Genomic DNA, 23,459 nt, shown 5'->3' with positions numbered 1-23,459 from the left:
GGAAACGTGACCGAACGCCGCATCGTTTCGCTGCCCTGGTACGAAAGCCTCAGGCCGAGGCTGGCGGCCGGCCACGAGGTCGTCCTGCTCGACAGCGGCGCCGGGTACTTCCCGGTGCTCGAGCGCGCGATCGACGCCGCGCGCGAGCGGATCTTCGCCGAGACCTACATCTTCGAGCCCGACGAAAGCGGCCGCAGGATCGCCGACAGCCTGGCGCGCGCGGCCGAACGCGGCGTGAGCGTGCACCTCGTGGTCGACGGCTTCGGCACGCCGCGCCGCGCAGGTCCCGCCTGGCAGCGGATGTTCGACGCGGGCGTGCGGATCGAGGTGTTCCGCCCGGAGCGCTCCCGCTTCGAGATCAGGCGCCGCCGGTTGCGCAGGCTGCACCGGAAGCTGGTCGTCGTCGACGGGGCGGTCGCCTTCGTCGGCGGCATCAACCTGCTCGACGACCTATACGATCCGAACCACGGCCGGCTCGACGAGCCGCGGCTGGACTTCGCGGTGCGGGTGCGCGGCCCGCTCGTCGCAGCGGTCCACGTCGCCGCGCAGCGCCTGTGGTGGGAGCTGGCGGTCGTCAACCGCCCGTTCTGGCGCGCGCAGCAAGCGCAGGAGGGCGAGGCCGGGCCCGCGGGCCTGCCCGAGCGGGTCGACAGCGACGTCACGCCGTCCGGCCCGGTGCGCGCGGCGCTGATGCTGCGCGACAACTTCAGGCACCGCCGCACGATCGAGCGGGCCTACCTGCGCGCGATCGGACGCGCGCGGCGCGAGGTGCTGATCGCCAACGCCTACTTCTTTCCGGGCGCCCGGTTCCGGCGCGCGCTGCTCGCCGCCGCGCGCCGCGGGGTCAGGGTCCGGCTGTTGCTGCAGGGCAGGGTCGAGTACCGGCTGCAGTACTACGCTTCGCAGGCGCTGTACGACGAGTTCCTGCGCGCCGGCATCGAGATCGTCGAGTACCGCAAGAGCTTCCTCCACGCGAAGGTCGCGGCGATCGACGACTGGGTCACCGTGGGCTCGTCGAACATCGATCCGTTCTCGCTGCTGCTGGGACGCGAGGCCAACGTCGTCGCGATCGACCGCGGCCTGGCCGGCGAACTGCGCGATCGCCTCGAGCGCGCGATCGACGAGGGCGGGGTCGCGATCGCGATCGACAGCCACGTCCGCAGGCCCTGGCACGTCCGGCTGATGAACCGCTTCGCGCTGGCGATGCTTCGCCTGGGCGTGGCGATCACCGGCGAGGCGGCGCGCTACTGAGCGATGGCCGATCTCGTCGTTTCCCGCCCCGAGGGGCTCTGGTGCGAGGCAGGGGGCTTCTTCATCGACCCGTGGCGCCCGGTCGACCGGGCGCTGATCACCCATGCGCACGCGGACCACGCGCGCCCGGGCAGTCGCCGCTACCTCTGCTCGGCCGAGGGCGCGGGCGTGCTGCGGGCGCGGCTGGGCGCGATCTCGCTCGACACCGCGGATTGGGGCAAGGCGATCGACGTCGGCGGGGTCCGGGTCTCCTTCCACCCGGCGGGCCACGCGCTCGGCGCCGCGCAGATCCGCCTCGAGCACCGCGGTGAGGTCTGGGTCGTGTCAGGCGACTACCGGGTCGAGGCGGACCGCAGCTGCGCCGCCTTCGAGCCGGTGCGCTGCCACGTGTTCGTCACCGAGTCGACCTTCGGCCTGCCGGTCTACCGCTGGGCGCCGCAGGCGAGCGTGATCGGCGAGATCCTCGACTGGTGGCGGGCGAACGCCGCCGAGGGGCGCGCCAGCCTGCTGCACTGCTACGCGTTCGGCAAGGCGCAGCGATTGCTCGCAGGCCTGGCCGACGCGCTCGGCGCGTCGGCGGGCACGGCCGCCGAAGGCGGGGCGCTCGCGCAGGCGCCGGGCCCGATCGTGTGCCACGGCGCGGTCGAGGCGATCAACCGGGTCTATCGCGAGGCCGGCGTTGCGCTGCCCGGCACCGTGCCGGCCTCGGCGCTCGCCGATCGGCGCGAGATCGGGTCGGCGCTGGTCCTGGCCCCGCCGTCGGCGGCCGGCTCGTCCTGGGCGCGGCGCTTCGGCGACGCCAGCGACGGCTTCGTGTCCGGCTGGATGCAGGTCCGCGGCGCGCGCCGTCGGCGCGCGCTCGACCGCGGCTTCGTGCTGTCCGATCACGCCGACTGGCCGGGCCTGCAGCAGGCGATCGAGGCGACCGGCGCCGGGCGCGTGATCGTCACCCACGGCTACGAGGCGGTGATGGTCCGCTGGCTGCGCGAGCGCGGGCTCGACGCGCAGTCCTTCGCCACCGAGTACGGCGGCGACGACGACGGGGCCGGCGAGGCGCCGGACGTCTCGGCGCCGGACGTCTCCGCCCCGTCGACGGACTCGAGCGTGCAGGGCGAAGCGGGGCAGGGCGCCACCCCGGAGGCGCCGCGATGAAACGCTTCGCCGGGCTCTACGCGGAGCTCGACGCGACCACGTCCACGCGCCGCAAGACCGAGGCGATGGCCCGCTACTTCGCGGCGGCGCCCGCCGCCGATGCCGCCTGGGCCGCCTATTTCCTTGCCGGCGGACGGCCGCGGCGGCTCGCGCCGATGTCGGTGCTGCGCGCGACCGCCTGCAGGCTCGCCGGCCTGCCGGACTGGCTGTTCGAGGAGTGCTACCAGGCGGTCGGCGATCTCGCCGAGACGATCGCGCTGCTGCTGCCGCCGCCTTCGCTGGCCGACGACACCGGGCTCGAAGGCTGGATGCGCGAGCGCCTGCTGCCGCTGCGGGGGGCGGAGCCCGAGCGCCTCGCCGCCGCGCTCGAGGACGCCTGGCAGCGGCTGGAGCCCGGCGCGCGCTTCGTGCTGAACAAGCTGCTGACCGGGGGGTTCCGGGTCGGCGTGTCGCGCCAGCTGGTGATCCGGGCGCTGGCCGAGGCCTTCGGCGTCGACCCGAAGCTGGTCGCGCACCGTTTCGTCGGCTACACCGACGGGGGGCGAGAGCCCGACGCGCGCAGCTTCGCGGCGCTGGTGCGCGCGGCCGCGGACCCGGCTCGCGAGGCAGCGGGTCCGGTCGCTGCCGAGGGCGCGCCCGGCGACGGCGCCATCGTCGCCGAGGACCCGGAGGCCGCGCTCGAGCGCGCCGCCCGACCCTATCCGTTCTTCCTGGCGCAGCCCCTGCAGCAGGCCGCCGACACGCTAGGCGAGCCGGCCCGCTGGCTGCTGGAGTGGAAGTGGGACGGCATCCGGATCCAGCTGGTGCGGCGGTCGGGAAGGGCCTGGATCTGGTCGCGCGGCGAGGAGCTGGTCACCGACCGGTTCCCGGAGATCGTCGAGGCGGCGCGCGCGCTGCCCGATGGCGTGGTCCTCGACGGCGAGCTGCTGTGCTGGAACCACGAGGCCGGCGCGCCGATGCCGTTCGCGCTGCTGCAGCGGCGGATCGGGCGGCTGCGGCTCGGCCCGAAGCTGCTGCGCGAGGCCCCGGTCGCGATGCTCGCCTACGACCTGCTCGAGCACGAGGGCCGCGACCTGCGCGGGCTGCCGCAGGCCGAGCGGCGCGCGAGGCTGGTCTCGCTGCTCGCCGCCGGGCCGGCCCAGGGCGGGGCGGCGGCGCCCGGGCCGCAAGGCGCGCAGCAAGCCGGGCCCTTGCCTTCGGCGACGGCACCGATCGCCGTCTCGCCCTTGCTGCCGGCGGGCGACTGGGCGCAGGCCGCGGCGCTTCGCGAGCGCGCGCGAGCGGCCGGCGTCGAGGGGCTGATGCTCAAGCGTGCCGATGCCGGCTACGGAATCGGGAGAACGAAGTCGTCGCCCGTCGGCGACTGGTGGAAGTGGAAGATCGACCCGCTGACCGCCGACTGCGTGCTGGTCTACGCGCAGCGCGGGCACGGCCGGCGTGCCAGCCTGTACACCGACTACACCTTCGCGCTCTGGAACGGGCCGCCGGGCGACCCGGATCGCGCGCTGGTTCCTTTCGCCAAGGCCTACTCGGGGCTGACCGACGCCGAGATCCGCGAGGTCGACGCGGCGATCCGGCGAAGCACGATCGAGAAGTTCGGGCCGGTGCGCAGCGTCGCGCCGACCATGGTCTTCGAAATCGCGTTCGAGGGGATACAGCGCTCGACGCGGCATCGCTCGGGCATCGCGGTGCGATTCCCGCGCATCGCGCGCCGCCGGCCGGACAAGCCGGTGGACGAGGCCGACACGCTGCAAGGACTGCTGGCGCTGCTCGACGGTGGCAGCGGGGAAAACCGCGCCCCGGGCAGCGCGGAGGACGAACCGGAATGAAGCTCTGCGGGATCGATTTCAGTTCGGCGCCCACGCGGCGCAAGCCGATCGTGGTCGCCTCGGGCCGGCTCGCCGTCGGGCGGCTCGAGCTGACCGGCTTCGAGCTGCTCGAGAGTCTCGACGCGTTCGACGACTGGCTCGACCGCCCGGGCCCCTGGCTGGGCGGCTTCGACTTCCCGTTCGGCCTGCCGCGCGAGCTGCTCGAGGCCTGGCAATGGCTGGCAGGCGTCGGCGAGGCCCTGGCGCCGGGCGACCCGAAGGGCACGCGGGCGCGGGGCGACACGCGGGCGCAGCGCGGCGCGTGGGCGGGCTCGATCCGGCGCGTCGAGGCGCTCGCCCGTCCCGAGCTGGTGGCGCGGCTGCGCACCTTCTGTGCTGGCCGTCCGGTCGGGTCCAAGTTCGCGCATCGCGCGACCGACCTGCCGGCGGGCTCCAGCCCGTCGATGAAGTGGGTCAACCCGCCGGTCGCGCTGATGCTGCACGCCGGGGCGCCGCGGCTGCTGCGCGCCGGCGCGACGCTGCCCGGCATGCACGCCGGCGACCCCGACCGTATCGCGCTCGAGGCCTACCCCGGCTTCCTGGCGCGCGCGATCGTCGGGCGTGAGTCGTACAAGTCCGACGAGCGCAGGCGCCAGACGCCCGAGCGGCGCGAGGCGCGGGCGCGCATCGTGGCGGCGCTGGCCGAGGGCGTCGACCGGCTCGGCATCGCGGTGCGCTTCCCGGCCGGGCTGGCGAGCGAGTGCGTCGATGACGCGAGCGGCGACCGGCTCGACGCGGTGCTCTGCCTTGCGCAGGCTGCCTGGGCCTGGCAGCGGCGCGACGCCGGCTTCGGCCTGCCGCCCGGCTTCGACCCGATCGAGGGATGGATCGTCTCGGTGCCGCCCGGCGGCGCCGCATGAGCAAGGCGGCCGTCCCGATCGCCGCCGCGGACCGCTGGTTCGCCGCACGCGGCCTGAAGCCCTTCGCGTTCCAGCGCGAGGTCTGGCGCGCGATGCGGGACGGCGAATCCGGCCTGCTGCACGCGACGACCGGCGCCGGCAAGACCTGGTCGGCCTGGATCGGCGCGCTGCTTCGCGTGTCGGGCGCCGGCGCGCCGCCTCGCGCCCGGCTCCGGGTGCTGTGGATCACGCCGATGCGGGCGCTCGCCGCCGACACGGCGCTCGCGCTGCGCGAGCCGCTCGCGGAGCTCGGCGACGGCGCGTTCGCGCAATGGACCGTAGGGCTGCGCACCGGGGACACCGCGACCGCCGAGCGCCAGCGGCAGGACCGCTCGCCGCCGCCCGCGCTGGTCACCACGCCGGAGAGCCTGTCACTGATGCTCTCGCGCCCCGACGCCGACGCGGCGCTCGGCGCGGTCGAGGTCGTGGTCGTCGACGAATGGCACGAGCTGCTGGGCAACAAGCGCGGCGTCCAGTTGCAGCTCGCGCTGGCCCGGCTTCGCCGGCTCAACCCGCGGCTGCTCGTGTGGGGGCTCTCGGCCACGCTCGGCAACCTCGACGAGGCGCGCGACGTGCTGCTCGCCGGCCGGCCCGGGAGGCTGGTGCAGGGGCGCCTCGCCAAGCGGCTGGTCGTCGATGCGCTGCTGCCCGGGCGCACGGGCCGCTTCCCGTGGGCCGGCCACCTGGGCCTGTCGATGCTGGAGGCGGTGGTCCGCGAGCTCGACGCGAGCCCGGGCACGCTGGTCTTCTGCAACACGCGGGCGCAGGCCGAGCTCTGGTACCAGGCGCTGCTGGATGCCCGCCCCGACTGGGCGGGCGCGATCGCGCTGCATCACGGTTCGCTGGATCGCGAGGTCCGCGACTGGGTCGAGGCCGGCATCAAGCGCGGCGCGCTGAAGGCGGTGGTCTGCACGTCCAGCCTCGACCTGGGCGTCGACTTCGCGCCGGTCGAGCGGGTGCTGCAGGTCGGCAGCGCGAAGGGCGTCGCCCGGCTGCTGCAGCGCGCCGGTCGTTCGGGCCATGCGCCCGGCAGGCCGTCCCGGGTCACGCTGGTGCCGACCAACGCGCTCGAGCTGGTCGAGGCCGCGGCGGCCCGCGATGCCGCGACGGCGGGCCGCATCGAGTCGCGCGAGCCACCGGAAGGGGCGCTCGACGTGCTGGTCCAGCACCTGGTCACCGTCGCGGCCGGGCCGGGCTTTCGCCCCGACGCGCTGCTGGCCGAGGTGCGCGACACCCACGCCTATCGCGGCCTGACCGACCAGGAGTGGCGCTGGGCGCTGGACTTCGTGCTGCGCGGCGGCGCCAGCCTGACCGCCTACCCGGACTACCGCCGCGTGGCGCCCGACGACGAGGGCGTCCATCGGGTCGCCGATCCCCGGATCGCGCGCAGGCACCGGATGGCGATCGGCACGATCGTGTCAGACGCGGCGCTGCAGGTCCGCTTCATGACCGGCCAGCGCCTGGGCAGCGTCGAGGAGAGCTTCGTCGGCAGGCTGCGGCGCGGCGACTGCTTCCTGTTCGCCGGGCGCTTGCTCGAGCTGGTCCGCGTCCACGAGATGACCGCCTGGGTGCGCCGGGCGACCGGCCGGCGCGCCGCAGTGCCGCGCTGGAACGGCGGGCGGATGCCGCTGTCGACCGAGATGTCGGACGCGGTGCTGGCCCGGCTCGCCGAGGCCGGGCGCGGTCGCTTCGAGGGGCCGGAGATGAAGGCGCTGCGGCCCCTGCTCGAGCTGCAGTCGACGGTGTCGGCGCTGCCGGACCGGCACACGCTGCTCGTGGAGGCGCTGCGCTCGCGCGAGGGCGCCCACCTGTTCGTGTTCCCGTTCGCCGGCCGCCAGGTCCACCTGGGGCTGGCCTCGCTGCTCGCGATGCGGCTGGCGCGTCGCGCGCCGGCGACATTCTCGATCGCGGTCAACGACTACGGCTTCGAGCTGCTGTCGCCCGCGCCGGTCGACTGGGCGCCGATGCGCGACGGCAGCCTGTTGTCGGCCGAGGGCCTGCTCGACGACGTCCTCGACAGCCTGAACAGCGGCGAGCTCGCGATGAGGCGCTTTCGCGAGATCGCGCGGATCGCCGGCCTGCTGTTTCCCGGCTACCCCGGCGCGCCGAAGGGCGCGCGGCAGCTGCAGGCCTCGGCCAGCCTGTTCTGGGAGGTCTTCAGGCAGCACGATCCGGGCAACCTGCTGCTCGACCAGGCGCGGCGGGAAGTGCTCGAGCGCGAGCTCGAGGTCGGCCGGCTGCGCCGCGAGCTCGAGCGGATCGGCCGCTGCCGGCTGCGCTGGGTCGAGCTGCAGCGGCCGTCGCCGTTCGCGTTTCCGCTGATGGTCGAGCGGATGCGCGAGCGGCTCTCCACCGAGAAGCTGTCCGATCGGGTGGCGAGGCTGGTCGCCGAGCTGGAGCGCGCGGCCGGCGCCGATCGCTGAGTGGCGTCGCCGCAGGCAAGGCGCGGGCATATCGATATGCCGTCCGCGCGTATGCTGGCCGCCGCGTCCCGGCCGGACCAGACTCGCGGCATCCGATCGAGGAGTGCCGCCATGTCCGCCAGCTTCGCTTCCGCCTTCCTTTCCGTCCGGCCCGCCGCCGGCCGCGTCGTCGCGCCGCTGCGCCGCCTCGCATCCGTCGCCCTGCTGACCGTGGCTTCGCTGGCCGCGATGCCCGGCCTCGCCTCGGCCGCCGGCGGCCAGGATGCCGTCGTGTCGACCCGCGAGATGCTGTCGCGCATCGACCAGCCCTGGGTGCAGCTGATCGACGTCCGCTCGGCCGACGAGTACGCGGGCCGCGACATCCGGGCGCTGCGCGGCGGCCACATCCCGGGGGCGGTCAGCGTGCCGGTCGCCGAGGCCGGGATCGACGGCGACACGATCTCCGCCGCCGCCCTCGCGGGCCTGCGCGAGCGCCTCGCGGGCTTCGACCGCCGCAAGGAGACGATCGTCTACGGTCACGACGCCGACACCGCGCGCCGGGTCGCGGCGGCGCTGCGCGAGCAGGGCTTTCGGCAGGTCCGCGTCTATGCCGACGCCTGGCAGGCCTGGGCCAACGCGCTCGAACTGCCGGTGGCCGGCGAGCGCTACGCCGACGTCGGCGCGATGCGCGACCGCCTGCTGGCCCTGCAGCGCGAGCTCGGGCGGCGCTGAGCGCAGAGCGCCGCCGCCCCCGGCGCGACGCGGCGCTGCGCCCGAAAGGTCTCTGTCACGCTCGCGTCATCGCGGGCCGGCATGCTGATCCTCCCCGACCGCAACGCGACTGCCGCCCGCACCCGATGGACCCGATCCGCTGCCTGTTGCGAATCACCGAGCGCCAGTGGTTCGGACCGCGCGCAGTCGCCCTAGAATCGCGGGATGCCCTGCGTCGCGAACCCGCCCGGATCGATCCCCGCCCTCGAGGCGAGCGGGCATGCGGGCGCCCCGAGCGGGGCCGCGGTCATCCAGGCAGCGTCCCGCGAGCTGCTGTTGCTGCCGCAGCGGGCGGCGCTGGACACGGCCTCGCGCTCTCTGATGGTGGCGGACCTTCACGTGGGGAAGGCGGGGACCTTCCGGGCACATGGCCTGCCCGTGCCTGCGGGGACGACTGAGCGCACGCTGGCGCGCCTGGACGCACTGCTCGCCCTGACCGGCGCCCGCGCCCTGTTCCTGCTCGGCGACCTGGTGCACGGCCCGCTGGCCGGCCAGCCTGCCACGGTCGCTGCGCTGGCCGCCTGGCGCGCCCGGCATCGCCGGGTCGAGGTCGTGCTGGTGCGCGGCAACCACGACCAGCGCGCCGGCGAGCTGCCCGCCGAATGCGGGATCGAGACCGTCGCGCCCGGCTACCGTCTCGGCGGCCTGCGCCTGCTGCACGAGCCGCCCGACGACTCCCCGGCCTTCGAAGGCGGTGCCGTTCCGGGCCCCTCCGGCGAAGCCCGCGCGGACTGCGGCGACGGCGATCCGGAGCTCTTCTCGCTGGCCGGCCACCTGCACCCGGTCTGCGTGGTCGGCGGCCGCGCGGACCGCCTTCGCCTTCCGTGCTTCCGGGTCGGGCGCCGCGACGCCGTGCTGCCGGCCTTCGGGGAGTTCACTGGCGGCTGGCCGGTCAGGCCGCGAGCCGGCGAGCGGATCTTCGTGACCGACGGCAGCCGGGTCGCCGAGCTGCCGTCGCGCCCGGCGCGACGTCGCGCCTGATTGCCCGCCGCCGGGAGCCTCCTCCGGCTGTCGAGCCAACCGTCAGCCCCCGCGGGCCGTCAGCCCTCCCGCGCCGCCGCCACCCACTCCCGCGCGGCGGCCGTCAGATGCAGCGCATCGAAGCCGGGCACGATGAAGTCGAAGCCCGCCCGGCGCATGTCGGCTGCCATTTCCTTCGTGGTGCAGAAGATGCCGGCGCGCCGCCCGGCGGCCTTCGCCCCCTGCAGGATCCGGTCGAGGGCGTCGGCGAGCGGCCCTTCGCGCCAGCGCGGGGTCGGCGGCAGGCCGAGCGCGAGCGACAGGTCGCCGGGGCCGACGAACACGCCGTCCAGGCCGTCGACCGCGCAGATCGCCTCGAGGTTGCGCAGGCCCTCGGCGGTCTCGATCATCGCCCAGGTCTCGATCGTCTCGTTGGCGCGGTCGAAGTAGTCGGGCCCGCCGTAGAGCAGGCCGCGGGCCGGGCCGAACGAGCGCGTGCCGGCCGGCGGGTATCGGCAGGCGGACACGAACTCACGCGCCTGCTCGGGCGTGTCGATCATCGGGCAGACGATGCCCCAGGCGCCGCCGTCGAGCAGCTTGTTGATCGTGCCGAAGTCGAGCGCGGGGCAGCGCGCCATCGGCGTGGCGGGCGTCGAGGACAGCGCCTGCATCATGCCGATCGCGGTGTCCAGGTGGAAGGGACCGTGCTGCAGGTCGACGATCACCGCGTCGAAGCCGGCGTGGCCGATCAGCTCGGCCGCGAACAGGCTGTCGAAGGAGACCCAGCCCACGATCGCCGGTTCGCCGGCCCGGTTGCGTTCGCGCACTCCGTTCGGTCTCATGCTCGCTGTCTCCCTGGTCCGGTTCGCGGGCCCTCGCGCCCGCCGGCGAGCATACCGGAGCGCGTCACTCGGGGGCGTCGCGCATCCGGGCGGCCGTTTCGAGAAAGTCCAGCATGATCGGCGAGCTGTCGAGCAGTTCACCGTCGGCGGCGTGGAATTCCGGGTGCCACTGAAGGCCCATCGCATAGCCGCTGCCGCGCCAGCGTATCGCCTCGACGATGCCGTCGGCGCTCGAGCGCGCGTCGACCACCAGGTCACCGCCCAGCCGGTCGACCGCCTGGTGGTGGATGCTGTTTACCCGCCCGCCATCCTGTCCCGGGTACAGCGCGGCAAGCCGCGATTCCGGCTCGAAGGTCACGTCGTGCTGCAGCCGGTCGTACAGCTCGGCATCGACGTGCGGAATCGCCTCGGGTCGCAGTGTCGGGATGTCCTGGTACAGCGTGCCGCCGAAGGCCACGTTCAGCAGCTGCGCGCCGCGACAGATGCCGAGCACCGGCTTGCCCTGCGCCATGAACTCGTGGATCAGCTCCATCTCGTAGCGGTCGCGCACGATGTCGCCGGCCCAGTCGGCGCGCATCGGTTCCTTGCCGTAGGAGCGGGGGCTGACGTCCGCGCCGCCCTGCAGCACCAGCCCGTCGAGCTCGCGCACGTAGCTGCGCACCGAGATGCCGCGCCGGCTCACCTCGGCGTTCGAGCTGATCGTCGGGATCATCATGACCAGCGCGCCGTGCGCCATGATCCAGTGGGCGATCGACTGCTCCAGGTACTGCAGCGTCTTGTTCCGGAAGCCGAGCTCCTTCGGCGGGTTGTGCAGCAGCCGCGCCGACAGACCAATCTTCAGCGACCGTGGGACCATCTGCGCGGCTCAGCGGCTCCAGCGCAGGCACTGCTGGCGGACCACCTCGGCCAGCAAGTGCTCGTCGGCGTAGGTCTGGCGGATCCAGGTCGCGTCGTTGCCTCGGGCCTTGACGTCGTCGCGGATCTGCCGGCAGCCCTCGTCGGCGCCGAGTTCGATCGAGTGGTGCTCGATCGCGTCGAGCGTCTGCAGGATGTCATCGCCGATCGTGCGGTGCTCGCCGGTCTGCGGGTCGACGAAGGTGCCGTCGAAGCCGAAGCGGCAGGCCTGGAAGCGGTTGAACGTGTAGACCAGGTAGTCGTCCTCGGCCGGGCGGAAGGGCTGCTCGAAGCTCAGCCAGCGCGCCACGCACTGGATGTAGGCCGCCAGAGCGGCGGCCTTCTCGATCGTGAGCGGCGTGTCGAGCACACGGACCTCGATCGTACCGAACTCGGGCTTCGGACGGATGTCCCAGTAGAAGTCCTTCATGCTCTCGACGACGCCGGTGCGGGTCATCTTGTCGAAGAAGCGCGAGAACTCGTCCCAGGTCAGCGAGAAGGGCGCCCGTCCTGACAACGGGAACGCGAACACCGAATTCAGTCGGGCCGAGTGGAAGCCGGTGTCGGTGCCCTGAACGAAAGGCGAGGAGGCCGACAGCGCGATGAAGTGCGGGATGAAGCGCGACAGCCCGTGCAGCAGCACCAGCGCGGCGTCGGGCCCGGGGCAGCCGACGTGCACGTGCTGCCCGAAGATCGTGAACTGCTTGGACAGGTAGCCGTAGAGCTCGGACAGCATGTGGAAGCGCGGCGCTTCGTAGATCCGCCGCTGGCTCCAGTCCTGGAACGGGTGCGTGCCGCCGCCGGACAGGCCCACGTTGAGCTTGCCGGCGCACTCGACGAGCGCGTCGCGGATCTCGCCGAGCTGGGCCAGCGCGTCGGCGTAGTCGCCGCAGATGCCGGTCGACAGCTCGATCATGCTGTCGGTCATCTCCGGCTTCACCTCGCCGGGCAGCTTGTGGCGCGACACCAGCCGCAGCAGGTCGTGCGATGCGTGCGTCAGGTCGTAGTCGTGCGTGTTGACGATCTGCAGTTCGAGCTCGACGCCGAGCGTCAGCGCCCGCGAGTCGGCGAAGGCTTCCAGCGGCATGTTGGTCCGTCTCCGGGGCGGTTCAGGGGATGTTGGACTCGCGCGCCTTGCGCAGCGCGAGGTGCACCGCGATCGGGCCGATCAGCTCCAGGACCGCGATCGCGCTGAACATGACGCCGGTCAGTCCGGCGGCGAACTCCGGATAGAGTTGCTGCAGGTCGGCCATCATCACCAGCGCGGCGCCCGAGATCGGCGTCATCGCCACCCCGAGGGCCAGTCCCTGCCGCGTCGAGATGCCGCTCGGCCCGCTGAGCGCCACCGTGGTGGCCAGCTTCGCGACGCCCCGCGCCACGATCAGTGCCAGCCCGAGCATCGCGCCGACCGCCATGGCTTCGACCGACCAGACCGATCCGGTGATCACGAACAGCATCAGCACGAGCACGCCGCCGGCGGTGCCGAAATGGCGCGGCCAGATCCAGGGCCGCTCGGTGCTGTTGCGCAGGATCAGGCCCGCGAGCAGCGGCACCAGCAGGGTGGAGAGGTTGGCCATCTTCGTGACCGACAGCGCCAGCAGGATCATGCCGAGCAGCAGCAGCGTCGAGTTCTCGTTGCGCAGGTCGAGCTTGCGCGCGAGCTGCGACACGGCGAAGGCGAGCAGCGCGGCGACGATCGCCGAGCCGGCGAGCAGGTAGAGCGGGTGCGCGAGCGTGATCGTCCAGCTTCCCGAGTACTCGGCGTGCAGCCATCCGAAGACGATCTTCGAGGCCAGCACCGCGTAGAAGGTGTTCAGGCCGGTCAGCAGGATCAGTCGCTCGGTCACCTGTCCCGACGCATTGAATTCGGAGGCGACCCGCATCACCACCGCCGGCGAGGTGGCGATCGCGATCGCCGCCGCCGCGAGCGAGAGCCGCCATTCCACGCCGAGCCAGCTCAGCGTGAGCAGCACCAGCACGAAGGTGAGCGCGCTCTCGATCAGGCTGGTCGCGAGCAGCCACGGATTGGTGCGCAGCCAGCGCAGGTTGATCCGGCAGCCCATCTCGAACAGCAACAGGGCCAGGGCCAGGTCGACGATCAGCCGGAGGCTCGGGTTGATCCGCGTGCCGGCGATGCCGAGCCCGAAGGCCGAGACGATCGTGCCGACCGCCGCGTAACCGACCACGCGCGGCAGCCTGAAGCGGCGGAAGGCGAGCTCGCCGAGCAGCCCGGCCAGCACGATCGTGAGCGAGACCCACAGGACGGCGTTGCCGGTCGGGGGCCAGGCCGGCAGGAAGAAGAAGTCCGCGCGCGGGTCGCCGCTCATGGGGGTCACTCCGAGGCAGAGGCCGAAGCCATCGCGGCATCCGGATCGAGCTTCGATCCCGGCGCCATTTCATGGACGATCGTGCGGTGCGGGAAGGGGATCGAGATGCCCCGCTCGTCGAAGGCCGCCTTCAGCCGCTTCAGGTACTCGCGGCGCACGCCCCACTGCTCGAGCGGCTGGACCTTGATCCGGCAGCGGATCACGACCGCCGAATCGGCCCACTGGTCCACGCCGGCGATCTCGAGCGCGTCGAGGATGCGCGACTTGAACTCGGGGTCTTCCTGCAGGTCGCGGGCGACCTCGCGCATCACCTCGTAGACCTGGTCGACGTTCTCGCGGTAGGCCACGCCGATGTCCATGACGGCGTAGGCGAACTCGGTCGAGCGGTTGGTCACCGTCGTGATCAGGCCGTTCGAGACGTAATGCACGCTTCCGTCGTAGCTGCGCAGTTTCACCTTGCGCAGCGACATCTCCTCGACGACGCCGCTCAGGCCGGCGATCTCCACCACGTCGCCGACCCGGATCTGGTTCTCGATCAGAAGCACGACGCCGGCGAACACGTCCTTGACCAGGCTCTGCGCGCCGAAACCGACGGCGATGCCGACCACGCCGGCCGCGCCGAGGATCGGGGCGATCGAGATGCCGAGCTGGTTCAGCACGACCATCGCGGTCACCAGCACGATCAGCAGCGAGATCGTCCGGCGGGTGACGCGAGACACGGTCTCGATGCGCTTGCGCTCCTCGATCAGCGCGGCACGCGCGGCGACCTTCTCGAAGAACAGCCGAAGCGCCTTGCCGACCACGATCCGGACGATCAGCGCGAGCACCAGCACGCCGACGATCGACGCGGCCACGCGAAGCTCGCCCGCGTACGGGCCGAGCCATTCCTTGGTGATTGCCAGGTATTGCTGCATCGGTTCCTTTCCCGGGTCGGCCGGGCTGGCCGGCCGTCGTCTCTTGGGCGACCGCGCGCGGTTCGCGCGTCGCCAGCGGATGATGTCGACTCCTGATGGGCGCCCGTGCGGCGGCCCGGCGGTTGCGGAAGCGCCCGAGGCGCGTGGCGGGCCCTGGCCCTCGTTCGGACTCAGCGGCACCAGCCGGCTTCGGGCAGGGGATCGAAGCGATCGGGCGATTCGCCCGAGGCAGGACGGTTGGCGCCGCCGGATCCCTTCTGGTGGGCCGGATTATACCCGGCGGCGGTTTCTAGAGTCCCGACTCTAAACCGGCCGCGGCGGGGCGATCGACATTTGACATCGATGCTCCGGCAGGAAATAGTACGACCGTTCGAAAATCAGGATCGACGGACCGGAATCGATGAGGAAAGGCGAGCAGACGCGCGCTTCGATCGTCGCAGCGGCGCTCGAGCTCGCGTCCCGCGACGGCCTCGAGGGGCTCACGATCGGCGCGCTGGCCGAGCGGATGCAGATGTCGAAGAGCGGCGTGTTCGCGCACTTCGGCTCCCGCGAGGACCTGCAGATCGCGGTGCTGCGCGAGTACGAGCGGCGCTTCGTCGAGGACGTGCTGGTGCCCGGCCTGCAGTCGCCGCGCGGCCTGCCCCGGCTGCGCGCGATCATCGGGCGCTGGCTCGACCGCACCGCTTTCGAGGCCACGAGCGGCTGCATCTGGATCTCGGGCGCGACCGAGTACGACGATCGCCCCGGCGCGGTTCGCGAGGAGCTGGTCGGCATGGTCCGCGCCTGGCAGCGCGAGCTGTCGCGGGCGATCCGGCAGGCGGTCGAGACCGGCGAGCTGGCAGCCGGCCTCGACGTCGACGAGCTGGTCTTCCAGCTCTACGGCGTGATCCTGGTTTTGCACCACGATGGACGGCTTCTCGACAGCCCCGACGCCCTGGCCAGGGCACGGCGCAGTGTCGAAAGGCTGATCGAAAGCTACCGACCCGACAAGACCTGACCCAGGAGTTCAATAGATGGCCCAGTACCTCCCCCCGATCCGCGACATGCAGTTCGTGCTGCACGAGCTGCTCGAGACCGAAGCCAAGCTCGCCGAGCTGCCCGCCCACGCCGAGACCGGCCGCGACCTGATCGACCAGGTCCTGGAAGAGGGCGGCAAGTTCTGCGCGGAGATCCTCTTCCCGATCAACCGCAACGGCGACGAGGAAGGCTGCACCTACGAGGGCGACGGCGTCGTGCGCACGCCCAAGGGCTTCAAGGAGGCCTGGGAGAAGTTCCGCGAGGGCGGATGGCCGACGCTGACCTGCGACCCGGAGTACGGCGGCCAGGGCCTGCCGCACGCAGTGGGCATGGCCTTCCAGGAGATGATGAACTCGGCCAACCAGGCCTGGACCATGTACCCCGGCCTGACCCACGGCGCCTACGACTGCCTGCACGCGCACGGCACGCCGGAGCAGAAAGCCACCTACCTGCCGAAGTTCGTGTCGGGCGACTGGACCGGCACCATGTGCCTGACCGAGCCGCACTGCGGCACTGACCTGGGCATGCTGCGCACCAAGGCCGAGCCGCAGGCCGACGGCAGCTACCGGATCACCGGCACCAAGATCTTCATCTCCTCGGGCGAGCACGACCTGACCGAGAACATCGTCCACCTGGTGCTCGCGCGGCTGCCCGACGCGCCGCAGGGCACCAAGGGCATCTCGCTGTTCATCGTGCCGAAGTTCGTCCCCGATGCCGACGGCAAGCCCGGCGTGCGCAACGGCGTGAAGTGCGCGCGCATCGAGGAGAAGATGGGCATCCACGGCAACGCGACCTGCGTGATCGACCTCGACGGCGCCACCGGCTGGCTGGTCGGCGAGCCGAACAAGGGCCTGCAGGCGATGTTCGTGATGATGAACTCGGCGCGCATCGGCGTGGGCCTGCAGACGCTGGGCCTGATGGAGGCCGCCTACCAGAGCTCGCTCGCCTACGCGAAGGAGCGCCTGCAGATGCGCTCGCTGAGCGGCCCGAAGGCGCCCGACAAGCCGGCCGACCCGATCATCGTGCACCCCGACGTGCGCCGGATGCTGCTGACGCAGAAGGCCTACGTCGAGGGCTCGCGCGCCTTCGCCTACTGGCTGGCGCTGCAGGCCGACGTGGCGCACGGGCATCCCGACGAGGAGGTGCGCAAGGACGCCGAGGACATGCTGGCGCTGCTCACGCCGATCGTGAAGGCCTTCATCACCGACAACGGCTTCGCCACGACCAACATGGCGATGCAGATCTACGGCGGGCACGGCTACATCCGCGAGTGGGGGATGGAGCAGTACGTGCGCGACGCGCGGATCAACATGATCTACGAGGGGACCAACACGATCCAGTCGCTGGACCTGCTGGGCCGCAAGGTGCTGGGCGACAACGGCGCGAAGCTGCGCAAGTTCGGCAAGCTGGTCGCCGAGCTGGTCGAGGCCGAGGGCACGAACGAGGACATGGCCGAGTTCATCAACCCGCTGGCCGACCTGGGCCAGAAGGTCGAGAAGCTCACGATGGAAATCGGCATGAAGGCCTTCCAGAACCCCGACGAGGCCGGCGCCGCCGCGGTCGACTACCTGCGGGTGGTCGGCCACCTGGTGCTCGGCTACTTCTGGGCCCGGATGGCGAAGCTCGCGCTCGAGCGCCAGGACAGCGGCGAGACGATCTACCGCTCCAAGCTGGCCACCGCCCGCTTCTACTTCGCGAAGCTGATGCCGGAAACGGCGGCGCTGATCCGCAGCGCGCGGGCCGGCGCGAAGCCGCTGATGGACGTTGAGGTCGAGCTGTTCTGATGGTTTCGGCCGCGCCGCAGGCCGCGCTGGCGGCCGTGCGGTGGGCACGAATGGAGGAGGCGAGGATGGACTCGAAACGGAACACGGCTCGCGGGCGCGGGCCTGCTGCCGCCCTGCTGGCGGCCGCGGCCCTGGTCGCCGCGACGGCGGGCGCGCCGGCGGCCTTCGCGCAGCCGGCCGCATCGCCGGCCGGCCTGTGGAAGAACATCGACGACGAGACGAAGCAGCCCAAGGCGCTGGTGCGAATCGTCGAGGCGGGCGGCGGCTATTCGGGCCGCATCGAGAAGATCCTGACCGACAAGCCCGACGCGGTATGCGACCTGTGCACCGACGAGCGCAAGGGCAAGCCGGTGCAGGGCATGACGATCATCGATGGCATGCAGGCCAGCAAGGTCGAGGACGGGCTCTACGAAGGCGGCCGCATCCTCGATCCCGGCAACGGCAAGGTCTATCGAAGCCAGATGCGGCTGCTCGACGGCGGCCGCAGCCTCGAGGTCAGGGGCTACGTGGGCCTGCCGCTGTTCGGCCGCTCGCAGACCTGGATCCGCGAACAATGAAACGAGGTAGCAACAGGTGAGCAATTTCAACGTCAGAAGGGTCGCGGTGCTCGGCGCCGGCGTGATGGGCGCGCAGATCGCCGCGCACCTGGTCAACGCGAAGGTCGAGGCGGTGCTGTTCGACCTGCCCGCGAAGGAAGGCCCGAAGAGCGGCATCGCGATCAAGGCGATCGAGTCGCTGAAGAAGATGAATCCGGCGCCGCTGGGCCATCCGTCGCTGGCGGCCTTCATCCGGCCGGCCAACTACGACGACGACCTCGAGCTGCTGCGCGACTGCGACCTGGTGATCGAGGCCATCGCCGAGCGGCTCGACTGGAAGCTCGACCTTTACCGCAAGGTCTCGCTCTTCCTGGCCGAGCACGCGATCCTGGCCACCAACACCTCGGGCCTGTCGATCGGCAGCCTGGCCGAGGGCGTGGAGGCCGGCCTGCGGCCCCGCTTCTGCGGCGTGCACTTCTTCAACCCGCCGCGCTACATGCCGCTGGTCGAGCTGATCGCCACCCGCGACACCGAGCCCGCGGTCGTCGACCGGCTGGAAGCCTTCCTGACCAGCACGCTGGGCAAGCACTGCATCCGCGCCAAGGACACGCCCAACTTCATCGCCAACCGGATCGGCATCTGGGGCATCCTGGCCACGGTGCGCGAGGCCGAGCGCTTCGAGCTGGGCTACGACGTGGTCGACGACCTGACCGGCGCCAAGCTGGGCCGTGCCAAGTCGGGCACCTTCCGCACCGCCGACATCGTGGGCCTGGACACGGTCGCGCACGTCATGAAGACGATGCAGGACCAGCTGAAGGACGATCCCTTCCACCCGCTGTACGAGACCCCGGCGGTGTTCGCCGCGCTGATCGGCAAGGGCGCGCTGGGCCAGAAGACCGGCGCCGGCTTCTATCGCAAGCACGGCAAGGCGATCCTGCGCTTCGACGCGGCCAAGGGCGATTACGTGCCCTCGGGCGCCAAGGCCGACGAGACGGTCGCCCGCATCCTGAAGAAGAAGACCTGGGGCGAGCGGCTGCAGTTGCTGCGCGAGTCGAAGAACCCGCAGGCGCAGTTCGTCTGGTCGCTGATGCGCGACAACTTCCAGTACGCGGCGATCAAGCTGGCCGAGATCGCCGACAACGCGCGCGACGTCGACCTGGCGATGCGCTTCGGCTTCGGCTCGAGCGAAGGGCCGTTCGAGGTCTGGCAGCAGGCCGGCTGGGCCCAGGTGGCCGGCTGGATCCGCGACGACATCGAGCAGGGCCGCGCGCTGTTTACCGCGCCGCTTCCCGACTGGGTCTTCGAGGGCCCGGTGGCCGAGCGCGGCGGCGTGCACCAGCCGCAGGGCTCCTGGTCGGCCTCGCGCGGCGTGTTCGCGCCGCGTGTCGAGCAGCCGGTGCATCGCCGGCAGCTGTTCAGCCCGTCGGTGGCAGGCGAGAACGCGCCCAACCCGGCGACCGCCGGCGACACGCTGTTCGAGGACGAGTCGATCCGCCTGTGGACGCTCGGCGAGCGCGGCGTCGACGACGTGGTGATCGCGTCGATCAAGACCAAGGTTCACGCGATCGGCCCCGGCGTGATCGCCGGCCTGCTGAAGGGCGTGGAGCTGGCCGAGCGCGACTACAAGGGCCTGGTGGTCTGGTCGCCCGACGACCCGTTCTCGGTGGGCGCCGACCTGCAGGCCATGCTGCCGGTGTTCATGAGCGGCGGCGCGAAGGCGATCGAGGCCGAGGAGAAGAAGCTGCAGGAGGCGATGCTGCGGCTTCGCTATGCCCAGGTGCCCACGGTGGCCGCGGTGTCCGGCATGGCGCTGGGCGGCGGCTGCGAGCTGGCGATCCACTGCGCGCGCAGGGTGGCGGCGCTGGAGAGCTACATCGGCCTGGTCGAGGTCGGCGTGGGCCTGATCCCCGGCGCCGGCGGCCTGACCTACGGCGCGCGCCGCGCGGCCGAGGAGCAGGCGGCGGCGCCCGACGCGGCGCTGCTCGACTTCCTGAAGAAGTACGTGATGGCGGCCGGCACCGCGCAGGTGTCGCGCTCGGCGATCGAGGCGCAGGCCATGGGCTGGCTGCTGGAGTCCGACCCGATCGTGTTCAACCGCAGCGAGCTGCTCTACGCCGCGATCCGCGAGGCCAAGGCGATGAGCGATGCGGGTTACAGGCCGCCGCGCAAGTCGGCCTTCCGTGCCGCCGGCCGCGACGCGATGGCCACGATTGCCGCGCAGCTGGTCAACATGCGCGACGGCGGGATGATCAGCGCGCACGATTTCCACCTGGGCAAGACGATCGCCGAGGTGATGTGCGGCGGCGACATCGAGCCGGGCTCGATGGTCGACGAGGAATGGATCATGGCGCTCGAGCGCAAGGCCTTCGTGAGCCTGCTCACGCACCCCAAGACCCAGGAACGGATCATGGGGATGATGCAGACCGGCAAGCCGGTGCGCAATTGAGCAGGCGCGCCCGCCGCGACCGCCGACGCGAGATTTTCGAGGAACCAAGATGAGCAAGCAGATCCAGGACGCCTACATCGTCGCCGCGGCGCGCACGCCGATCGGCAAGGCGCCGAAAGGCGTGTTCCGCAACCTGAGGCCCGACGACCTGCTGGTGCACGCGCTGCGCGCGGCGCTGGGGCAGGTGCCGACGCTCGACCCGGCCGCGATCGAGGACGCGATCGTCGGCTGCGCGATCCCCGAGGCCGAGCAGGGCCTGAACGTGGCGCGCATCGGCGCGCTGCTGGCCGGCATGCCCGACACGGTGGGCGGGGTCACGGTGAACCGCTTCTGCGCCTCGGGCCTGACCGCGCTGGCCATGGCCGCCGACCGCATCCGCGTGGGCGAGGCCGAGGTGATGATCGCCGCCGGCACCGAGTCGATGAGCATGGTGCCGATGATGGGCAACCGGCCGTCGCTGAACCCGCGGGTGCTGGCCGACGAGAACATCGGCATCGCCTACGGCATGGGCCTGACCGCCGAGAAGGTCGCGCAGCAGTGGAAGGTCTCGCGCGAGGCGCAGGACGCCTTCGCGCTGGAGTCGCACCGCCGCGCGATCGCCGCCCAGCAGGCCGGCGAGTTCGCCGACGAGATCGCGCCGATCCAGGTGGTCACGAAGTTCCCCGACCTGGCCACCCGCGAGCTGGCGGTGAGCACGCGCACCGTATCGCTCGACGAAGGCCCGCGCGCCGATACCTCGCTCGAGGCACTGGGTCGGCTGCGGCCGGCCTTCGCCTCGCCCAAGGACCCGGGCGGCAAGGCCACCGGCCTGGGCAGCGTGACCGCCGGCAACAGCTCGCAGACATCGGACGGCGCTGGCGCGCTGATCGTGGCCTCCGAGGCTGCGGTCAAGCGCTTCGGCCTGACTCCGCTCGCGCGCTTCGTGTCCTTCTCGGTGCGCGGCGTGCCGCCGCAGATCATGGGCATCGGTCCGAAGGAGGCGATCCCGGCCGCGCTGGCCCGCGCCGGCATCGGCCAGGACGCGCTCGACTGGATCGAGCTGAACGAGGCCTTCGCCGCGCAGGCGCTGGCGGTGATCGGCGACCTGGGCCTCGACCCGGCCAAGGTCAATCCGATGGGCGGCGCGATCGCGCTGGGCCACCCGCTGGGCGCCACCGGCGCGATCCGCGCGGCCACCGTGGTGCACGCGCTGCGCCGTCGCCAGTTGAAGTACGGGATGGTCACGATGTGCGTGGGCACCGGGATGGGCGCGGCGGGCGTGTTCGAGCGCGTCTGAGGAAGGGAAGGGCGGGCGATGAGCGGGAAGCAGGAAGGGGCGAAACCGGGCCTGCGGCCCGGCATGACGCCGGAGCACTTCAACGCGCGCAGCCCGGGGCACCTGCCCGGGCTGATGGGCGTCGTCGTCGACGAGGTGGCCGAGGGCCGGATGCGCGCGCATCTTGCGGTGCGGCCCGAGCTCTTCGCGCCCAACGGCTTCCTGCACGCCGGCACCGTGATCACGCTGGCCGACACCACCTGCGGCTACGGCACGGTGGCCCATCTTCCGGAAGGCGCGAGCGGCTTCACGACGATCGAGCTCAAGAGCAATCACCTGGGCACCGCGCGCGACGGTACGATCGAGGTGGTGGCCACCGCCGCGCACATGGGGCGCACGACCCAGGTCTGGGACGCGGTGGTCACGCACCGCGAGACCGGCCGCACGGTCGCGCTGTTCCGCTGCACGCAGATGGTGTTGTGGCCGAAATGACCGGCGCCGGCCTCGTCGCGGGCGCAAGAAGTTCAACGAATAACGAGGAAGATCGATGACCGAGGACGTGAAGGTCGGCGTGGCCGACGGAATCTGCGAGCTGCGCTTCGACCGGCCCGCCCGCAAGAACGCGATCACCGCCGCGATGTACGCGGCGCTGGCCGACGGGCTCGAGCGGGCGGCGGCCGACGGCGCGGTGCGCGTGGCGCTGATCACCGGCAGCCACGAGGCCTTCACCGCCGGCAACGACCTCGGCGACTTCCTGGACAACCCGCCGCAGGCGGGAGACGCGCCGGTGCACCGCTTCCTGCGCGCGCTGGCCGCTTTCCCCAAGCCGCTGATCGCGTCGGTCTGCGGGCCGGCGGTCGGCGTGGGCACCACGATGCTGCTGCACTGCGACCTGGTCTACGCCGGCGACAACGCGGCTTTCAGCCTGCCCTTCGTGAACCTGGGCCTGTGCCCCGAGGCAGGCTCCAGCCTGCTGCTGCCGGCGATCGCCGGCCACCAGCGCGCCGCCGAGAAGCTGCTGCTCGGCGAGCCCTTCGGCGCCGAGGAAGCGCGCGAGCTGGGCATCGTGAACCGGGTGCTGCCGGCAGCCGAGGTCGAGGTTTGCGCGCGCGCGCAGGCGGCCAAGCTCGCGGCCAAGCCGCTGACCTCGCTCGTGGCCACCAAGGCGCTGATGAAGCAGCCGGCCGCGGGCGGCGTGCGCGAGGCGATGCTGCGCGAGGGCGAGGTCTTCGGGCGCATGCTGCGCGAGCCGGCGGCGCGCGAGGCCTTCAGCGCGTTTCTCGAGAAGCGCAAGCCGGATTTTTCGAAGATCGGGTGAACACGGGGCGCGACCCCTGCGCCGAGACGATTTACCGAAGCCAGGTCGGGTCGATGCCGCGCAACGCCTTGCAGAGCCTCATCCGGCCGGAGTGCGGCCGCTCGTTCGATCGGCGAACTCCCGGGCCGGAAGGGGCTTCCCGATGTTGCCCCGTCGGCTTCGGAGCGACGACTCGACGGCGCCGCTGAGTTCGTTCAACGGCATCGGCGCCGTTCGCCGCGTACATTTGGACCCATCCGGGAATCTCGACGACAAGGCGGATCGCGATGAGACTTCTGATTCTGTCCGTCTGGCTCGCAGTCGTGCTCACCGCAGGCGGATGTACCGGCACTACGCCGATCAAGAACGTGCGGTTGCCCCCAGTAACCACGATCGAAGGAACGATCACGCATCTCGATCAGGACGGCTTCACCCTGGCCGATGACTCTGGCTCGATCTTCGTCCGAGCCAGGTTGCCTGACGACAGGAGACCGAACGTCTCTCTCCAGGAGAAAGTCAGGGTCTATGGCAATCTGCAAGGCGGCCAGGAACGTGTGTTCGATGGCTATGTCATCAAGAAGCCGAATGGGGAGCAGATCATCGTCACCAATCCGACCCCTCATTTTGGATTCATCATTCAGGGCTCATTTCACTGAAACCTGGCAAGGTCATCGACGCAGTCGTTCTCGGTGCTCGCACCCCATTTCGCGCCACCGGGCGCCGCGCGATGAAGCCGCGCCGAGTCGGTGAATTCCAATCTTGGGCATCCTGATCATCCACGAAGGGGGCACATGCCGGTTCTGGTGGGCCTTCGTCGGAATCCGGCAGCTGAGCCAGTCCCCTC

General features: G+C 71.7%; 20 protein-coding genes. 15 read left to right on the top strand and 5 right to left on the bottom strand.

Going from position 1 to position 23,459, the window contains the following annotated elements; all coding sequences use genetic code 11:
* Nucleotides 1-6: 6 nt before the first annotated feature.
* The 7 genes from clsB (at nucleotide 7) to M6I34_RS09970 (ending at nucleotide 9,324) form a co-directional block, all read left to right on the top strand.
* The gene (clsB, locus tag M6I34_RS10000) at nucleotides 7-1,251 is read left to right on the top strand and encodes a cardiolipin synthase ClsB (protein WP_272485541.1); all 1,245 of its coding nucleotides are present in this window, start codon (nucleotides 7-9) and stop codon (nucleotides 1,249-1,251) included.
* Nucleotides 1,252-1,254: 3 nt separating this feature from the next.
* Nucleotides 1,255-2,403: a ligase-associated DNA damage response exonuclease gene (locus M6I34_RS09995; protein ID WP_272485540.1), complete on the top strand. Its 1,149-nt coding sequence runs from the start codon at nucleotides 1,255-1,257 to the stop codon at nucleotides 2,401-2,403.
* A complete protein-coding gene (locus M6I34_RS09990; RefSeq protein WP_272485539.1) occupies nucleotides 2,400-4,232 on the top strand; it encodes a cisplatin damage response ATP-dependent DNA ligase in 1,833 nt (610 codons plus the stop codon). The genes M6I34_RS09995 and M6I34_RS09990 overlap by 4 nt, the downstream gene beginning before the upstream one ends.
* On the top strand, nucleotides 4,229-5,131 hold the full coding sequence (locus tag M6I34_RS09985) for a DUF429 domain-containing protein (protein WP_272485538.1): 903 nt from the start codon (nucleotides 4,229-4,231) through the stop codon (nucleotides 5,129-5,131). The genes M6I34_RS09990 and M6I34_RS09985 overlap by 4 nt, the downstream gene beginning before the upstream one ends.
* Entirely contained in the window at nucleotides 5,128-7,593 is a 2,466-nt protein-coding gene (locus tag M6I34_RS09980) for a ligase-associated DNA damage response DEXH box helicase (protein ID WP_272485537.1), read from the top strand. Before M6I34_RS09985 ends, M6I34_RS09980 begins: the two co-directional genes overlap by 4 nt.
* Before the next feature lie 111 nt (nucleotides 7,594-7,704).
* On the top strand, nucleotides 7,705-8,304 hold the full coding sequence (locus M6I34_RS09975) for a sulfurtransferase (protein ID WP_272485536.1): 600 nt from the start codon (nucleotides 7,705-7,707) through the stop codon (nucleotides 8,302-8,304).
* A 204-nt stretch (nucleotides 8,305-8,508) separates the two neighbouring features.
* Nucleotides 8,509-9,324: a metallophosphoesterase gene (locus M6I34_RS09970; RefSeq protein ID WP_272485535.1), complete on the top strand. Its 816-nt coding sequence runs from the start codon at nucleotides 8,509-8,511 to the stop codon at nucleotides 9,322-9,324.
* A 59-nt stretch (nucleotides 9,325-9,383) separates the two neighbouring features.
* Here M6I34_RS09970 and M6I34_RS09965 read toward each other — a convergent pair whose 3' ends face one another.
* The 5 genes from M6I34_RS09965 to M6I34_RS09945 form a co-directional block, all read right to left on the bottom strand.
* Nucleotides 9,384-10,145 carry an HpcH/HpaI aldolase family protein gene (locus tag M6I34_RS09965; RefSeq protein WP_272485534.1) on the bottom strand — a complete coding sequence of 254 codons (762 nt, stop codon included), beginning with the start codon at nucleotides 10,143-10,145 and terminating at the stop codon, nucleotides 9,384-9,386.
* Nucleotides 10,146-10,209: 64 nt separating this feature from the next.
* Nucleotides 10,210-11,001, bottom strand: a complete 792-nt coding sequence (locus tag M6I34_RS09960) for a gamma-glutamyl-gamma-aminobutyrate hydrolase family protein (RefSeq protein WP_272485533.1) — start codon at nucleotides 10,999-11,001, stop codon at nucleotides 10,210-10,212.
* Between the two features lie 9 nt (nucleotides 11,002-11,010).
* Nucleotides 11,011-12,126, bottom strand: a complete 1,116-nt coding sequence (locus M6I34_RS09955; protein ID WP_272485532.1) for a YbdK family carboxylate-amine ligase — start codon at nucleotides 12,124-12,126, stop codon at nucleotides 11,011-11,013.
* A gap of 22 nt (nucleotides 12,127-12,148) precedes the next feature.
* Nucleotides 12,149-13,366 carry a cation:proton antiporter gene (locus M6I34_RS09950; RefSeq protein ID WP_272485531.1) on the bottom strand — a complete coding sequence of 406 codons (1,218 nt, stop codon included), beginning with the start codon at nucleotides 13,364-13,366 and terminating at the stop codon, nucleotides 12,149-12,151.
* 5 nt (nucleotides 13,367-13,371) lie between these two features.
* Nucleotides 13,372-14,280 carry a mechanosensitive ion channel family protein gene (locus M6I34_RS09945; protein ID WP_272485530.1) on the bottom strand — a complete coding sequence of 303 codons (909 nt, stop codon included), beginning with the start codon at nucleotides 14,278-14,280 and terminating at the stop codon, nucleotides 13,372-13,374.
* Nucleotides 14,281-14,680: 400 nt separating this feature from the next.
* On the opposite strand from M6I34_RS09945, the gene M6I34_RS09940 reads away from it, so the two are divergent.
* The 8 genes from M6I34_RS09940 to M6I34_RS09905 all read left to right on the top strand — a co-directional run bounded on the left by M6I34_RS09940 (nucleotide 14,681) and on the right by M6I34_RS09905 (nucleotide 23,271).
* Nucleotides 14,681-15,277 (top strand): TetR/AcrR family transcriptional regulator, encoded by a 597-nt coding sequence (locus M6I34_RS09940; protein WP_272485529.1) that lies wholly within the window; start codon nucleotides 14,681-14,683, stop codon nucleotides 15,275-15,277.
* A 16-nt stretch (nucleotides 15,278-15,293) separates the two neighbouring features.
* Entirely contained in the window at nucleotides 15,294-17,081 is a 1,788-nt protein-coding gene (locus tag M6I34_RS09935; protein ID WP_272485528.1) for an acyl-CoA dehydrogenase C-terminal domain-containing protein, read from the top strand.
* 65 nt (nucleotides 17,082-17,146) lie between these two features.
* Nucleotides 17,147-17,638 carry a DUF2147 domain-containing protein gene (locus M6I34_RS09930; protein WP_272485527.1) on the top strand — a complete coding sequence of 164 codons (492 nt, stop codon included), beginning with the start codon at nucleotides 17,147-17,149 and terminating at the stop codon, nucleotides 17,636-17,638.
* Nucleotides 17,639-17,654: 16 nt separating this feature from the next.
* Complete coding sequence (locus tag M6I34_RS09925) at nucleotides 17,655-20,063, top strand: 3-hydroxyacyl-CoA dehydrogenase/enoyl-CoA hydratase family protein (protein WP_272485526.1); 2,409 nt, start codon at nucleotides 17,655-17,657, stop codon at nucleotides 20,061-20,063.
* A gap of 49 nt (nucleotides 20,064-20,112) precedes the next feature.
* Entirely contained in the window at nucleotides 20,113-21,339 is a 1,227-nt protein-coding gene (locus tag M6I34_RS09920) for an acetyl-CoA C-acyltransferase (RefSeq protein ID WP_272485525.1), read from the top strand.
* An 18-nt stretch (nucleotides 21,340-21,357) separates the two neighbouring features.
* Entirely contained in the window at nucleotides 21,358-21,810 is a 453-nt protein-coding gene (locus M6I34_RS09915; protein WP_272485524.1) for a PaaI family thioesterase, read from the top strand.
* A 55-nt stretch (nucleotides 21,811-21,865) separates the two neighbouring features.
* Entirely contained in the window at nucleotides 21,866-22,636 is a 771-nt protein-coding gene (locus M6I34_RS09910) for an enoyl-CoA hydratase (protein ID WP_272485523.1), read from the top strand.
* Between the two features lie 266 nt (nucleotides 22,637-22,902).
* Nucleotides 22,903-23,271 carry a single stranded DNA-binding domain-containing protein gene (locus tag M6I34_RS09905; protein ID WP_272485522.1) on the top strand — a complete coding sequence of 123 codons (369 nt, stop codon included), beginning with the start codon at nucleotides 22,903-22,905 and terminating at the stop codon, nucleotides 23,269-23,271.
* The last annotated feature ends 188 nt before the right edge of the window (nucleotides 23,272-23,459 follow it).

It is taken from the genome of Zeimonas sediminis, assembly GCF_023721795.1.
In the GTDB taxonomy this organism is placed as follows: Bacteria; Pseudomonadota; Gammaproteobacteria; order Burkholderiales; family Burkholderiaceae_E; genus Zeimonas; species Zeimonas sediminis.
The sequence above is the reverse complement of the archived record's forward strand: the minus strand, read 5'-3'. Positions and strand labels throughout refer to the sequence as shown.

Coding starts and splice junctions, on each gene's coding strand:
- M6I34_RS09995 (WP_272485540.1), top strand. CDS start 1,255: ATGGCCGATCTCGTCGTTTCCCGCCCCGAGGGGCTCTGGTGCGAGGCA.
- M6I34_RS09990 (WP_272485539.1), top strand. CDS start 2,400: ATGAAACGCTTCGCCGGGCTCTACGCGGAGCTCGACGCGACCACGTCC.
- M6I34_RS09985 (WP_272485538.1), top strand. CDS start 4,229: ATGAAGCTCTGCGGGATCGATTTCAGTTCGGCGCCCACGCGGCGCAAG.
- M6I34_RS09980 (WP_272485537.1), top strand. CDS start 5,128: ATGAGCAAGGCGGCCGTCCCGATCGCCGCCGCGGACCGCTGGTTCGCC.
- M6I34_RS09975 (WP_272485536.1), top strand. CDS start 7,705: ATGTCCGCCAGCTTCGCTTCCGCCTTCCTTTCCGTCCGGCCCGCCGCC.
- M6I34_RS09970 (WP_272485535.1), top strand. CDS start 8,509: ATGCCCTGCGTCGCGAACCCGCCCGGATCGATCCCCGCCCTCGAGGCG.
- M6I34_RS09965 (WP_272485534.1), bottom strand. CDS start 10,145: ATGAGACCGAACGGAGTGCGCGAACGCAACCGGGCCGGCGAACCGGCG.
- M6I34_RS09960 (WP_272485533.1), bottom strand. CDS start 11,001: ATGGTCCCACGGTCGCTGAAGATTGGTCTGTCGGCGCGGCTGCTGCAC.
- M6I34_RS09955 (WP_272485532.1), bottom strand. CDS start 12,126: ATGCCGCTGGAAGCCTTCGCCGACTCGCGGGCGCTGACGCTCGGCGTC.
- M6I34_RS09950 (WP_272485531.1), bottom strand. CDS start 13,366: ATGAGCGGCGACCCGCGCGCGGACTTCTTCTTCCTGCCGGCCTGGCCC.
- M6I34_RS09945 (WP_272485530.1), bottom strand. CDS start 14,280: ATGCAGCAATACCTGGCAATCACCAAGGAATGGCTCGGCCCGTACGCG.
- M6I34_RS09940 (WP_272485529.1), top strand. CDS start 14,681: ATGAGGAAAGGCGAGCAGACGCGCGCTTCGATCGTCGCAGCGGCGCTC.
- M6I34_RS09935 (WP_272485528.1), top strand. CDS start 15,294: ATGGCCCAGTACCTCCCCCCGATCCGCGACATGCAGTTCGTGCTGCAC.
- M6I34_RS09930 (WP_272485527.1), top strand. CDS start 17,147: ATGGACTCGAAACGGAACACGGCTCGCGGGCGCGGGCCTGCTGCCGCC.
- M6I34_RS09920 (WP_272485525.1), top strand. CDS start 20,113: ATGAGCAAGCAGATCCAGGACGCCTACATCGTCGCCGCGGCGCGCACG.
- M6I34_RS09915 (WP_272485524.1), top strand. CDS start 21,358: ATGAGCGGGAAGCAGGAAGGGGCGAAACCGGGCCTGCGGCCCGGCATG.
- M6I34_RS09910 (WP_272485523.1), top strand. CDS start 21,866: ATGACCGAGGACGTGAAGGTCGGCGTGGCCGACGGAATCTGCGAGCTG.
- M6I34_RS09905 (WP_272485522.1), top strand. CDS start 22,903: ATGAGACTTCTGATTCTGTCCGTCTGGCTCGCAGTCGTGCTCACCGCA.